Consider the following 13,541-nt stretch of genomic DNA (forward strand, 5'->3'; position numbering starts at 1 on the left):
TGAATAACGGAGCCTTTCGCTGTGATCAATACCACCCAATTGCTGGCCGACGAGGCCAAGTACTGCTCGTTCGGGGACACTGTCCATTACGTCAACCCCCCGAAGATTTTCACAGGCTGCGATGGCAGCTACATGTACGACGACAAAGGCACGGCCTACCTCGATCTGCAGATGTGGTACTCGGCCGTGAACTTCGGCTACAAGAACAAGCGTCTGGAACAGACCATGATCGAGCAGCTGCAGACGCTGCCCCAGGTCGCCAGCCAGTACCTGCACCCGACCAAGATCGAACTGGCCAAGTTCATCGCCGAGGATGCCAAGAAGAAATGGGGCAGCGACGGCCGCGTGCACTTCAACGTGGGCGGCGCCCAGGCGATTGAAGACTCGCTCAAGGTCGTGCGCAATGCCAGCGGCGGCAAAAGCCTGATGTTCGCCTTTGAAGGCGGCTACCACGGCCGTACGCTGGGCGCTTCGAGCATCACCTCCAGCTACCGCTACCGTCGCCGCTTCGGCCACTTCAGCGACCGTGCGCAGTTCATCCCCTTCCCCTACCCTTTCCGCCGCCCCAAGGGCATGACGTCGGAAGAGTATGCGGACTCCATCGTGCGTGAATTCGCGCGCAAGTTCGAGAACGAATACCACGCGGTCTGGGACCCCAAGACCAACCAGTGCGAATACGCGGCCTTCTACATCGAGCCCATCCAGGGCACGGGCGGCTACGTCATTCCACCGGCGAATTTCTTCACCGGCCTGAAGAAGGTGCTGGACGACCACGGCGTGCTGCTGGTGGTCGATGAAATCCAGATGGGCTTCTGGCGCACCGGCACCCTGTGGTCGGTGGAAAACTTCGGCATCAAGCCCGATGTGCTGGTCTTTGCCAAGGCGCTGACCAACGGCCTGAACGCGCTGTCGGGTCTGTGGGCCCGCGAAGAGCTGATCAACCCCACGGTCTTCCCACCGGGCTCGACCCACTCCACCTTCGCCGCCAACCCGCTGGGCACGGCCCTGGGCCTGGAAGTGATGAAGATGACGCACGAAATGGACTTCGGTCGCCAGGTGCGCGAATCCGGCGCCTACTTCCTCGAAGGCCTCAAGGAACTGCAAAAGCGCCACAAGGAAATCGGCGATGTCGACGGCATGGGCCTGGCGCTGCGCGCCGAGATCTGCACCGACGACGGCTTCACGCCCAACAAGGCCTTGCTCGACAAGATGGTCGACATCGGCCTGGAAGGCGGACTCGAGTACCAGGGCCAGCAACGCGGTCTGGTGCTGGACGTGGGCGGCTACTACAAGAACGTGATCACCTTCGCTCCGTCGCTGATGATTTCGCGTGCGGAAATCGACGAAGCCATGTCCCTGCTGGACCAGTTGCTGACCCGCGCCAAGAAGGCCTGATCGGCGGGTGGCTCAGTACAACCAGCTCGAACCCGACGCCCTGCTGCAGCAGTTCGCGCAACACCCTCCCGAGGGTTTTGCGCTGCTGCCGCACGCGCAGCTGTCGGCCTTCAGGGCCCCGTTCGATCTGCTGACCACGGCCGAACCCCAGCTCAAGGCCCGCTTGCAGGCCTTGCCCGGCGGCGGCTGGCTGTCGCGGCGCCTGCGCCTGTCGACGGACTTCGTCGGCACCACGGTCACCGAATACACGCCGCTGCCGCGCCAGCTGGCGCCCGAGGCGCTGGCGCGGGCGATGCGGGCGCTGGCCGGCCGCAGGCAGCTGACGATTCTCAAGGACCTGCCCCAGGCCTCGCCCCTGCTGTCGGACGCCGACAATGCCCATGCCGCAGCCACGCTGCGCGCGCTCGAAGGCCAAGGCTTTGTGCTGGTCGAAGGCCAGGCCCTGGCCTATGTGCCCATCGATTTCGCCAGCCTGGACGACTACCTGGCGCGCCTGTCCACCAGCCGGCGCAAGAACCTCAAGCGCAAGCTCAAGAGCCGCGATGCGCTGTGCATTGCGCGCATTCCCACGGGTGCGGCCTTTGCCGACGATGCGCTGGTCGATGCCTACTACGCGCTGTTCGACGCCGTGTATGCGCAAAGCGAAATCCACTTCGACAAACTCACGCGCGACTTTGTCGCTGCCCTGCTGCGCGACAGCGCCAGCACGCCCAACCACGGCCTGGTGTTCGAATACCGCCAGCGCAATGACGACGGCACGCCCGGCGCGCTGCTGGGCTGGAATCTGTGCTTCGAGCACGCTGGCAAACTGCTGGACAAATACATAGGCCTGTCCTACCCGGCCGCCCGCGCGGCGAACCTGTATTTCGTCAGCTGGATGGTCAATCTGGAATACGCGCTGGCGCGCGGCCTGACGCACTACGTGGCCGGCTGGACCGACCCCGAAGTCAAGGCCCAGCTGGGCGCGCAATTCACCTTCACGCGCCATGCGGTGTTCGTGCGCAACCCGCTGCTGCGCGCCATCGGCCGGCGCTTTGCCGGACATTTTGAAAGCGATCGCCAATGGAGCGAACAACCATGACGCAGCCCGTGGTGCTGGATGTGGACGGCTCCGTCGGCCCGCTGGCCGGTGAGCTGCGCCTGCCGCTGACCGACTGGCAGGAGCGCGTGCGCTTCGGCTGCACGCTGCGCCAGTTCCAGGCCTTTCGCGAGGTGCTCGCGCAGCGCCTGCCGCCGGCCGCTGAACACGGCACGGTGCTCATGGGCAGCGGCGATTTTCACCACCTGAGCTGGCCGCTGATCGAGCGCAGCATCGCCGCGCATGGCTTTGACGCCGCGGCGCCGCTGCGCGTGGTGGTGCTCGACAACCATCCGGACAATATGCGCTTTCCCTGGGGCGTGCATTGCGGCTCCTGGGTGCGGCGCGTGGCCCTGCATCCGGCCGTGTCCCATGTGCATGTGGTGGGCATCACCTCCAGCGACATCGGCGGCGGCCATGCCTGGGAAAACTACCTGACCCCGCTGCAGCGCGGCCGCCTGAGCTACTGGAGCTGCGGCGTGGACACCGGCTGGAGCCGGCGTCTGGGCCTGCAGTCGGCGTTTCACCATTTCGCCAGCCTGGAAGCACTGACGGCCGCCCTGTCGCATCAGCTGCGACAGCAGCCCCAGCCCACTTATCTGAGCATAGACAAGGATGTGTTTGCCACCTCCGTCGTGCGCACCAACTGGGACCAGGGCCAGATGCTGGAGGAGCAGGCCCAGCGCATCATTGCCGCGCTGTCCGGCCAGATCGTGGGCAGCGACATCACCGGCGATGTCTCGTCCTACCGCTACCGCAGCTGGTGGAAGCGCTGGCTCAGCGCCCAGGACGGGCAGGACACCGACCTGGACGCCGCCGCGCCGCTGAGCGCATGGCAGGCCGGCCAGCATGCCCTCAACACCCGCCTGGTGGCCCAGATCGGCCGCCATTCCACGCCCTGAATTCGCAGTTCACCGCCGCCGAGAGGCCCATCACCCGAGGAAAGCACATCGATGATCGACCGACTGACAGAACAACTGCTGCAACGCGCTTTCACGCCCCTGGTGCGGCGCGGTCATCTGGAAATTCTCCTGCCTTCGGGGCGCTCGCTGGTGTTTGGCGACGACACGGTGCCGCGGGTGCACCTGCGCTTCACCGACCGGCGCGCCGTCTGGGCCCTGCTGCGCGACCCGGATCTGAACCTGGGCGAGATGTTCATGCAGGAGCGTCTGCGCGTCGAGCAGGGCACGGTGTACGACCTGCTCGAACTGGTGCTGCGTGACGCCCGCGACACGCAGCCCAGCTGGGTGGTGCGCCTGATCGATGCCTGGCGCATGCGTTTGCGGCCCCTGCTGCAGAACAACCGGCGCCAGCAATCGCGCGCCAATGTCGCCCACCACTATGACCTGGACGACAGGCTCTACCAGCTGTTTCTCGATACCGAACGCCAATACTCCTGCGCTTACTTCGAGCACGGCGACGAAGACCTGGAAGCCGCCCAACTGGCCAAGAAACGCCATATCGCCGCCAAGCTGCTGCTGGAGCCCGGCCACAAGGTGCTGGACATAGGCTGTGGCTGGGGCGGCCTGTCGCGCTACCTGGCCGAAGTGGCCGGAGCCGGCCATGTCACCGGCATCACGCTGTCGACCGAGCAGCTCGCAGGCGCCTCCCAGCGCGCGGCGGCCTCGCCCTGCCGGGAGCAGCTGAGCTACCGGCTGGAAGACTACCGAGACACCGTCGGGCCCTTCGATCGCATCGTCTCGGTGGGCATGTTCGAACATGTGGGCACGGGCTTTCACGACGCCTTTTTCCGCCAGTGCCGCGACCTGCTGGCCGACGACGGCGTGATGCTGCTGCACTTCATCGGCAACAGCGATGTGCCGGACTTCAACAACCCGTGGATAGAGAAGTACATCTTCCCCGGCGGCCATATCCCGTCCATGTCCGAGTTCACGCCGGCCATAGAACGCTCGGGCCTGGTGATCACCGACATCGAAGTACTGCGCCTGCACTACGCGCGCACGCTGCGGCTGTGGCGCGAGCGCTTCATGGCGCGGCGCAGCGAGGCCCTGGCGCTGTATGACGCGCGCTTTTGCCGCATGTGGGAGTTCTACCTGTCCATGTCGGAAGCCGCGTTCCGCTACCAGGACATCGCCATCTTCCAGGTGCAGCTGGCGCGCCGCCAGGAGGCCGTGCCGCTGACGCGCGACTACATCGCCGAGCGCGAAGCCGCCCTGCGCCAGCGGGAAGCCGCCGCGCAGTAAAGCCCTCAGTGCCGCGGCTCGGCCGCCAGCAGGTGCGCGGCGCTGGCCGTGGCCGAGCCGGCCCCGGGATTGCCGCCGGCGTTGTCCGCCACGGCGTCGTGCAACTGCGCTTCGGCGGTTTCGCTGAACGCCAGGCACACAATGCCGGCAATGATGAAGGCCGCGCCCAGGATCTGCGGCCAGCCCACGGTTTCGTTGAACAGCCAGACCGACAGGATCAGCACCGAAACGATTTCCAGATACGACGCCGCGAATGCCGGCCCTATGGGCGCATGCCTGAGCAGCGTCATCCAGCTGAAGAACGAGCCTATGTAGCCGATGATGGCGCCGTAGATCCAGGGCTGACCGAACACCCGCGCCAGCCAGGCACCCGACAGCTCCAGCGGCAGGGCCGAGTCGCCGGCCATCTTGAAACTCAGCTGGGCCAGGGTGTCGAAAGCCATCAGCAGCAGGAAACCAACCAGATAGAAACGCTTCATGCCTTGAACCCCGCAATGGCCACGCCGATGGACACCAGCAGGATGCCGGTCACGCGCATGGGCGAAAGTCTTTCCGCGAACAGCACGCGTCCGGCCAGCATCACGGCCACGATATTGATCGAGCCCAGCAGCACGCCGTCGGACAGCGGCACCAGCGACAAAAAGGCCAGCCACAACAGGAATTCGACCAGGTAGCAGGCAATGCCGACCCACATCCAGGGCCGGCGCGCCATGAATTTCCAGCGCTCCAGGCCATCGCCGGCGCGCGGGTCCATGGCCGCGGCCTTGAAGGCCAGCTGGCCGCCGCAGTCGACCATCACGTTCAGCACCCACAGCGTGATGACCAGGGGGGTGAGTTCACTGCCCATGGGGCACGGCCTTTTGCGCAATGCCGGCGACGAAGTCGGCCATGCGGGAGATCACCGTGCGCCGCTCGCGGTCGATGGTGATCATGTGATAACAGTTGTCCAGCAGCACCAGCTCCACCGGCGCGCGCTGCACGCCGCGCACGATGTCCTGGGCGTTCGAGATGGCGGAGATATCGTCTTCACGCGCATGGACCACCAGGCATGGCGCCTGGACCTGGCCCAGGCGGGGCAGCACATGGGCCGACAGGCGCCGCATTTCGATGATGGACCACCAGGGGTTGCCCGGCAGGCCGGCCTCGGCACTGTTGCCGCCCTGCATCTGCGCCACGATGCGCGCGCGCAGCGCATCGTCCTTGATGCCATAGGGTGGTGCCTCCATGAACACGCTGCTGCGGCCTATGCCCAGCAGGCGAAACAGCGGCAGCAGGAAGGCCAGGCGGGTATAGACCGGAATGCTCCAGCCGTCATAACGGAAGGTGGTGGACAGCGCACACACGCCCGCCACCTGTTGCGGGCGGCGCTGCGCCACGGCCAGCGCCAGCACGGCACCCATCGACAGTCCGCCGACCACCACGCGGTCGACATGCGCCGCCAGCCTGTCCAGCCCCGCCTCGACGCTGGCCAGCCAGTCGCCCCAGCGCGTGGCGACCAGGTCCTGCATCGTGCCGCAATGGCCCGCCAGCTGCACCGCATACACCGTGAAGCCTTGCTTGTTCAAGCCCTTGGCCAGCAGCCGCATTTCATTGGGCGTACCCGTCATGCCGTGCACCAGCAGCACGCCCGTGCGCGCCTGCGGCCCCTGGCCCGGCAGCAGAAATTCATGCTCCGTCACGCAGATGCTCCGCGCCGCAAGCTCCAGCGCCTGCACTTCGCTGGCGAGGTCTTCACCAGGACTTTCCAAACTCATTCCATCGTCTCCACAAGCTGGGGTGCGGGCACGCCGCGCACCACCTCGTTCAGCAGGCGGGTGGCCTGCGCAAAATTCTCAAACGGTGCATGGGGTATTGCCTGCGCCTCGCAATGGGCAATCAGCTTGTACTTGGCGAGCACAAAATCGGCCTTGCCCGAGACACAGAAATCCGAAGTGCTGTCGCCCACGTACAGCACGCGTCCGTGCAGCGCCTGCTGCTCGGCCAGGCGCTCGCACTTGCAGTTGCCGCTGGCCCGCGCGCAATGCGCGCTGGCCCAGGGCGACTCCAGCCGCCAGCGGCGTTCGCCGGCCGGCACCAGCCGATTGGCAATCACTTCCAGATGTCCCAGACCGTGGCGCGTCAGCACATGGCGGATGGCGTAATCGATGCCGTCGCTGACCACCTGCACTTTCACTCCCTGGGCCTGGGCCGCCGCCACGAAGGCCACGAAATCCGGGTCGATGGCGATGCCGTCGAGATGGGCACGCAGCTCGGCCTCGCTCATGTCCAGCAAGGCCACCTGGCCCTTCATGCATTCGCGTGAACCGATGTCGCCGCGCTCCCAGGCCTCTTCCAGCGCCTGCCACCCCGGCATGCCAAAGCGGTTGAGCAGGGTATCGGTCACGTCCAGCACGCTGATCGTGCCGTCGAAATCACTTTGCACCATCCAGCCCGCGGCTGCGGCGGTCAACGGTATGCGCTTATTCATGGAAAGTCACCCTTACGTTCTGGCCCACGCGGGCCACAGGCGGCTGGTCAAACACCAGCACGCATTCGATCACCCGCACCGGACCGCGCTGCGTGTCCTCCTGCAGCTGCCCCACCCCGAACACCGGGCTGATGCGCAGCACCTTGGCCGCCGGCAGACGCTGGGCCGCACCCGCATCGCCGTCGATCACCACCGTCGCCGGCATGCCTTCGCGCACCGCGGAGGCAAAGGATTCATTGAGTTCGGCGCGCACGATCAAGGCCCGCTCGGGCAGTAGCACCACCGTCGGCGTGCCGGGCGCGACATGGGCGCCCACATGGCTTTGCACGCGCACCACGGTGCCGGCCTCGGGAGCACGCAGCTCCTGGCGAGTGAGCAGCGCGCGCAGCTGGGCCTGCTTGCGCTGGGCCACCTGCACTTCGGCCTTGGCAATCGCCTGTTCCGACTGCGCATCGCGCAGCGCCTGTGCGGCCTCTTCCACCTGCTGCCCATCGGCAGCGCCCTGCTTGGCCGCGGTCTGCCAGCGCGTCAAGGTTTGCTGCAGCACCGGCAGGCGCGCCGTCCGGGCGGCGAGCCGCGCCTGTGCCAGCTGCTCCTCCGATTCGGCCACCGCGACATCGGCCTGGGCCGCGGCATCGCCCAGACGCAGCAGGACCTGACCGGCCTGCACGCGCTGGCCATCTTTCACCTTCAGCTGCTGGACCACGCCTTCGGCGCCGGCCGGCAGCACCAGCAGGCCGCCTTCCACATCCACCTTGCCGCGGGCCAGCGCCAGCGCACGCGGTGCCTTGGGGCTGGCCTGCACCGGCTCGGCTGAGGCCTCGCGGCCCGAAGGGCTGCAAGCCGACAGCCAGACACAGGCCAGCATGGCGGCACCCAGGCCCCAGCGCGGTGCGGCAGGCTGCGCCAGGCGCAGGGCGAAGTTCTTCACTGAAAAAGTCATGCAATCATTCCTTGGGGGCTCGCGGGCTGACGCCATTCATTGCGGATCACTCCGTCTTCCATGGACAGCACGCGATCGGCGTGCCGCACCAGGCGCGGGTCATGGCTCACGCACAGCACCGTCGTCCCATGGACTCTGGCGGTCGCATGCAGGATGTCGATCACCCGCTGGCCGCTTTCCGCATCCAGGGCACTGGTGGGCTCGTCGGCAAACAGCAGTTGTGGCGCCTTGGCCATGGCGCGGGCGATGGCCACGCGCTGTTTTTCGCCACCCGACAGCTGTGCCGGGCGCATGTGGGCGCGGTGGGACATGCCCACCTCGTCCAGGGCATCCTGCGCGCGGCGCAGGCTGCTCTTGGCATCCATGCCCATATAGCCCAGGACCAGCTGGACCTGCTCCAGCGCCGTCAGGGCCGGAAACAAATTGAAGCCCTGGAACACAAAGCCGGTATAGCGCAGACGGAATTTCTCCAGCGCCCGCACGCTCAGCCGGCTCAGGTCTTCGCCCAGGGCCAGGGCCTGACCGCTGTCGGGCTGCTGCAGGCCCGACAGCAGGGACAGCAGCGTGCTTTTGCCGCAGCCCGAGGGGCCCGAAATCAGGCTCAGCTCACCGGGGTAGAGGCTGATGGACAGCCCTTGCAACACCTGCACGCTGACCACGCCCGAACAGAAAGAGCGGGACAGGCGCACGGCCTCCAGACTGGGCTCCGAGCGCGGGACAGCCAGCGTGGGCGTCAAGGAAGAATGCATGGTCATGGCGGTCTCTTTCTCAACGCAACAAGGCCGCGGGATCTGCCCGCAGCAGGCTGCGCACCGCACCCAGACCGGACAGCAAGGCCAGCACCACCAGCAGCAAGGCGCAAGCCAGCACGGCCGTGCCATTCATGGCCACCGGTACGCGGTAGGCCGTGGCCACGGCCAGCAGCAGCGCACTGGCGCCGACGGCCACCACAAAGCCCAGTCCGCCAATCCAGCAGGCCTGCTCGATCACCACCCGGCTGAGCGCGCCCCGGCTCACGCCCAGGGCATTGAGCGTGGCGTATTCGCGCGCCGAACCCAGCACCACGGTCTTGAGCGACTGGCTGGTCACCACGGCCCCCACCAGACACACGATGATGGCCATGAACAGCACGCCGGCGCCCGCGCCGGTGTCCAGCATCCAGTACCGCTGCGACTGGCGTGAAAAGGCCTGCGCCGTCCAGACTTCAAAGGGCCCGAAGCTGCTGCCGTTGTCGCGCAGGCGTTGCTGGACTTCGGCGGCCGAGGCGTTCGGCGCCAGCTTGGCCAGAAAATACGTGCTGCCATGGGCTGCGTCCGGGCCGGCGATCTCCCGCGCCGTCGCCAGCGAGGCCAGCACATTCACCCCGCCCAGGCCGCGCAAGCCGTCGATGGCCGCCACCACCCGCACCGGATGGTGGTTGATCCAGGCCCGGTCGCCCGGACCGACGCCCAGCGTCGCCAGGTCGGCGCGGTCCACAATCACCGCGCCCGGCTCGCGCAGGCGCAGGCGGTGCCGGGGCTGCAGCAGCTGCGAAAACATCATGGCCTGGGCATCCGTGGAAATGCCGGACAGATACACCGACAGGCCCGACTTGTTCGCCGTCTGCCGCCCACGCCAGTCGCCATCCACCCAGACATAGGGCTCGACGGCCGCCACATCCGGGTCCATGCGCAGATGCATCTCCACATCCTCGCCCAGCATGCGGCCAAAGTTCACGCTTTGCGTGCCGGGATAGGTCACCCACAGATCGGCGGAAGATGCCGTGACGTAAATCGCGGCCGAACTGAAAATTCCCAGCACCAGCGCCGCCTGCATGGCCAGCAGCACGCCGGAAAAACCCACGGCAAAGATGGACGGCACAAAGCGCCGCCACTCATGCACCAGGGTCTTGCGCGCCAAGGCGATCATGACCGGCCTTCCTGGTCTTGCAGCGCCGGCACGGGGGCTCCGCCCAGGGCCTTGTACAAGGCCACATAGGCCAGGGCGTGCGCGGCCTGGGCCGTGATCTCCGCGGACTGGTTGATCAGCGCGTCGCGCTGCGTCGTCAAGCCGGTGTATTCGCTGGACAGACCCAGTTGCTGGCGCTTGCCATCGGCCACCGCGCGCGCCTGCAACAGGCCTTGCACCTGGGACAGCAAGGCATGGCGTGTCTGCTGGGCCGTCAAGGCCGCCAGCGCCGACTCGACTTCGGCCACCGCCTCCACCACGGTCTTGCGGTACGCCAGCGTCGCCGCCTGCAGCGCCTCCTGGCTGGCATCCGCCTGGGCCTTGCGGCGGCCCCAGTCAAACAGCGGAATATCGATCAGCGGCCCGAACACCGGCAGGCTGCCCGACGCCACGCGGCGGTTGCCCGTGATGTTGTAGGAATACAGCAAGGAGCCTTGCAGCACAAAGCGCGGATACAGCGCCGAACGCGCCAAGCCGGCTTCGCCCCCGGCCCGAGCCACCTGGGCTTCGGCCTGCTGGATGTCGGGACGTGTGCGCAGCAGATCGGCCGGCATCTGGCTAAACGGCAGGGCGGCCACCGCCGGCAGCGGCGCCGGACCGTCCACGGCCAGCCACTGCGGCGCCGGGCGGTCGCGCCCCAGCAGCACGGCCAGTCCATGCGCCGCCTGGGCCTGGGCCTGCTGCAGCTCGGCCTGCTGGACCTGGGCTTGCGCCGCCTGGATGCGCAGCTGCACCGTCGCTTCGGAGCCGCCCAGGCGCTGCTGCTCGCGCACCTGGGCCAGTTGCACGGCACGCTGGTCCAGCGTAGCGAGCTGGGCCAGCAGCTGACGCTGGCGCCGGGCCATCTGGATATCGAGATAGCGGTGGACCACATCGGCCACGATGGCCACGCGCACGGCCTGCAACCGGGCCTGCGCATCCAGCTGCTCGGCAGCGCTGATCTGGCTCTGGGACTCGGTGGCGCCAAACAGCCCCAGATCCCAGCCCATGTCTATGCTGGCGTGAAAGTAGGAGTCCGTCGCCGCCACATCCTGCAAGGTGCGGATGTTGCCTTTGAACTCCGGCAGGTAGGCCTTGTCGGCCGCGCCAGACAGCAGGCGCTGCTGGCGCAGACGGTGCTCGGCCTGGCCCAGGTCCAGGTTCGTGGCCATGGCCTCATCGACCAGGGCATTCAACGCCGCATCGTTCCAGACCTGCCACCAGGCCCGCAGCTGCGGGGCCGCCCCCTGGGGTGCGGCCTGGGTCCAGGCGGAGGGGGTGCGCGAGTCCAGCGCCACGGGCTCAGGCGCCGCGCACCCGGCCAGCAGCCCGGCTGCAGGCAGCAGGCAGGCACAGAGGCGGAACATCGCAGTCGGAGTAGTATTCACGCAAGAATGAGTTAAGACAGTCGACACCGGATCGACAGGGATGGTGCAAAAATGGGCACAAGGCGTAGTCCATTGCGCCACAACAAGCTTGCGCAACATTGCAGGATTTATGGAGACAATATGGAGAGCGTTGTGCGGCCAGCGGGCCCGGCGGTAGCAATGAAGAAGCCCATGGCCCTCATCGTGGAAGATGAGCCCCATATCGCCAGCATCCTCACGGCCTATCTGGAACGCGATGGTCTGCGCGCGCAGATCGCACAGGATGGGACGCAGGCCCTGCAGTTGTTTCGCCAGTTGCGCCCGGATATCGTCCTGCTCGACATCAGCCTGCCCGGCATGGATGGACTGGATGTGCTGCGGTCCATCCGCGACGAGGGGCAGACCCCCGTGATCATGGTCTCGGCCATGGTCGATGATGTGGACAAGCTGCTGGCCTTGCGCCTGGGTGCGGATGACTACGTCTCCAAACCTTTCAACCCACCCGAAGTGGTGGCCAGAATTCGCGCCGTGCTGCGACGCACGCAGGTACAGAACGGCAAAGCCCAGGATGCCCCGATCCGGGTCGGCCAGATCGAGATCGACCCCCAGGCACACAGCGCCATCGTCTATGACACCGCGGGCCATCCCGTGCTGCTGTCGCTGACCCTCACCGAGTTCCGGTTGCTGGCCTGCCTCGCGTCCCAACCCCGGCGCTGTTTTTCCCGCACCCACCTGATCGACAACTGCCTGCCCGAAAGCGATGCGCTGGAGCGGGTGATCGACTCCCACCTATCCAAGCTGCGGCGCAAGCTGCAGTTGGCCGGACAGGAGGGGATGATAGAAACCGTGCGCGGCATCGGCTATCGTCTATGGCCAGGCAACTAGACCGCATCTGGGTCCGCTTCGGCGTTTGGATGTCAGCGGCCCTGCTGGCAACCATTGCCATCATGGCCGCGGGCGTGATTCTTTTTGCCGAATGGCAGTACAAGAGTTTCTACGACAACCTGCCGCAACCCCTGCGCTCCGAGCTCGACGTCCTTGAAGCCAAGGACCTTGGCAACAGCTCGCGGGCCATGGAAATCTACAACCAGTACTGGCGCAACGACCTGCTGTTCGGCGAGCGCTGGTCCCTGACCATAGGCCTGCTGATCTGCCTGCCTTTCGGCCTGGGCATAGGGTTCTGGATTTCGCGGCTGATCACCCGCCCGCTGGCCTCCATGGCCGAAGTGGCCGTGCGCGTGGAGCAAGGGGATTTCAGCGCCCGGGCCACCATCGGCGCCGCACATGGCGAAATGGCCGACATGGTGACCACCTTCAACCGCATGGTCGACGCGCTGGAAGGCCTGGAGTACGAGCGACGGGCCACGGCAGCGTCCGTCTCGCACGAACTGCGCACGCCCATCACGGTGCTGCAGGCCCGCCTGCACGCCATCTGCGACGGCGTGATCACCGCCGACAAGGCGGAGTTCTCCACCCTGCTGCACCAGGTGCAGCACCTGGGCCGCCTGGTCGGCGATCTTCACACCCTGTCCATGGCCGATGCCGACCAGCTGTCGCTGGTCAAGCGGCGGGTGGACATGATCGCGCTGGTCAGCGACATCATTCCCCACTACCAGCCACAGCTGGACGCCAACCAGATGGTGCTGGAACTGGACCTCCCCACGCTGGATGAAGATGCGTCCGAACAGGATTGGGCGGACATCAAGGCCGACCCGGACCGGATGCGCCAGATCATCTCCAACCTGATCAGCAACGCGGTGCGCCATGCCAGTCAGGGCGGCTGGCTGGGCATGCAGCTGCGCCGCGAGAATCCCGAAAACGGCCCGGACAGCGTGGTGCTGCGCATCAGCGATGCCGGGCCCGGCCTGCCGGCGGAGTTGCAGCAGTTTCCCTTTCAGCGCTTTTCCCAGCTCCCGGGCAAGCGGCGCAGCGAAGGCTCGGGCCTGGGCCTGTCCATCGTCAAGGCGCTCACCATCGCCCAAGGCGGCGCAGTCGCCGTGACGAGCTCGGCGCGTGGCGGAACCTGTTTTACGTTGCGGTTTCCGGTGGCTTGAAATGGAGCACCCCCTGAGCGGCTGACGCCGCTTCCCCCTCTCAACCTTCGGTGGAGGGGGACGACACCATCGCTGCGGGGCGGCCCTTGCTTGGTGTCCCCTTGTTG

14 protein-coding genes are annotated in these 13,541 nt (G+C 66.6%); 6 read left to right on the forward strand and 8 right to left on the reverse strand.

The genetic code is table 11. The annotated features are described in order from the left end of the window. Positions 1 to 21: 21 nt before the first annotated feature. From N0K08_RS12270 to N0K08_RS12285, 4 genes are read left to right on the forward strand one after another with little or no spacing between them, the layout of a single operon-like run. The gene (locus N0K08_RS12270) at positions 22 to 1,395 is read left to right on the forward strand and encodes an aspartate aminotransferase family protein (RefSeq protein WP_261500640.1); all 1,374 of its coding nucleotides are present in this window, start codon (positions 22 to 24) and stop codon (positions 1,393 to 1,395) included. A 7-nt stretch (positions 1,396 to 1,402) separates the two neighbouring features. Next, positions 1,403 to 2,476, forward strand: a complete 1,074-nt coding sequence (locus N0K08_RS12275; protein ID WP_261500641.1) for a peptidogalycan biosysnthesis protein — start codon at positions 1,403 to 1,405, stop codon at positions 2,474 to 2,476. Further along, a complete protein-coding gene (locus N0K08_RS12280) occupies positions 2,458 to 3,375 on the forward strand; it encodes an arginase family protein (protein ID WP_261500642.1) in 918 nt (305 codons plus the stop codon). The genes N0K08_RS12275 and N0K08_RS12280 overlap by 19 nt, the downstream gene beginning before the upstream one ends. 51 nt (positions 3,376 to 3,426) lie before the next feature. Further along, on the forward strand, positions 3,427 to 4,677 hold the full coding sequence (locus N0K08_RS12285; RefSeq protein ID WP_261500643.1) for an SAM-dependent methyltransferase: 1,251 nt from the start codon (positions 3,427 to 3,429) through the stop codon (positions 4,675 to 4,677). A gap of 5 nt (positions 4,678 to 4,682) precedes the next feature. On the opposite strand, the gene N0K08_RS12290 is transcribed toward N0K08_RS12285, so the two are convergent. The 8 genes from N0K08_RS12290 to N0K08_RS12325 form a co-directional block, all read right to left on the reverse strand. Beyond that, the gene (locus tag N0K08_RS12290; RefSeq protein WP_261500644.1) at positions 4,683 to 5,156 is read right to left on the reverse strand and encodes a DMT family transporter; all 474 of its coding nucleotides are present in this window, start codon (positions 5,154 to 5,156) and stop codon (positions 4,683 to 4,685) included. Beyond that, entirely contained in the window at positions 5,153 to 5,524 is a 372-nt protein-coding gene (locus N0K08_RS12295) for an EamA family transporter (protein WP_261500645.1), read from the reverse strand. The genes N0K08_RS12290 and N0K08_RS12295 overlap by 4 nt, the downstream gene beginning before the upstream one ends. Continuing rightward, positions 5,514 to 6,431, reverse strand: coding sequence for an alpha/beta hydrolase (locus N0K08_RS12300; RefSeq protein ID WP_261500646.1), 918 nt, complete (start codon positions 6,429 to 6,431; stop codon positions 5,514 to 5,516). Before N0K08_RS12300 ends, N0K08_RS12295 begins: the two co-directional genes overlap by 11 nt. Next, positions 6,428 to 7,144 carry an MtnX-like HAD-IB family phosphatase gene (locus N0K08_RS12305; protein ID WP_261500647.1) on the reverse strand — a complete coding sequence of 239 codons (717 nt, stop codon included), beginning with the start codon at positions 7,142 to 7,144 and terminating at the stop codon, positions 6,428 to 6,430. The genes N0K08_RS12300 and N0K08_RS12305 overlap by 4 nt, the downstream gene beginning before the upstream one ends. Then, a complete protein-coding gene (locus tag N0K08_RS12310; RefSeq protein WP_315968004.1) occupies positions 7,137 to 8,012 on the reverse strand; it encodes an HlyD family secretion protein in 876 nt (291 codons plus the stop codon). Before N0K08_RS12310 ends, N0K08_RS12305 begins: the two co-directional genes overlap by 8 nt. Before the next feature lie 71 nt (positions 8,013 to 8,083). Then, positions 8,084 to 8,842, reverse strand: coding sequence for an ABC transporter ATP-binding protein (locus N0K08_RS12315; protein ID WP_261500650.1), 759 nt, complete (start codon positions 8,840 to 8,842; stop codon positions 8,084 to 8,086). A gap of 13 nt (positions 8,843 to 8,855) precedes the next feature. Further along, positions 8,856 to 9,995, reverse strand: coding sequence for an ABC transporter permease (locus N0K08_RS12320; RefSeq protein ID WP_261500651.1), 1,140 nt, complete (start codon positions 9,993 to 9,995; stop codon positions 8,856 to 8,858). Beyond that, on the reverse strand, positions 9,992 to 11,380 hold the full coding sequence (locus tag N0K08_RS12325) for a TolC family protein (protein WP_261500652.1): 1,389 nt from the start codon (positions 11,378 to 11,380) through the stop codon (positions 9,992 to 9,994). Before N0K08_RS12325 ends, N0K08_RS12320 begins: the two co-directional genes overlap by 4 nt. Positions 11,381 to 11,572: 192 nt before the next feature. Between N0K08_RS12325 and N0K08_RS12330 the strand changes: the two genes are divergently transcribed. Together N0K08_RS12330 and N0K08_RS12335 are read left to right on the forward strand one after the other, a co-directional pair. Beyond that, positions 11,573 to 12,265, forward strand: coding sequence for a response regulator (locus N0K08_RS12330; RefSeq protein WP_261500653.1), 693 nt, complete (start codon positions 11,573 to 11,575; stop codon positions 12,263 to 12,265). Continuing rightward, positions 12,250 to 13,434 carry a sensor histidine kinase gene (locus N0K08_RS12335; RefSeq protein WP_315968000.1) on the forward strand — a complete coding sequence of 395 codons (1,185 nt, stop codon included), beginning with the start codon at positions 12,250 to 12,252 and terminating at the stop codon, positions 13,432 to 13,434. Before N0K08_RS12330 ends, N0K08_RS12335 begins: the two co-directional genes overlap by 16 nt. Positions 13,435 to 13,541 lie beyond the last annotated feature (107 nt).

The organism is Acidovorax bellezanensis (genome assembly GCF_025421555.1).
GTDB classification, from domain to species: Bacteria; Pseudomonadota; Gammaproteobacteria; order Burkholderiales; family Burkholderiaceae_C; genus Comamonas; species Comamonas bellezanensis.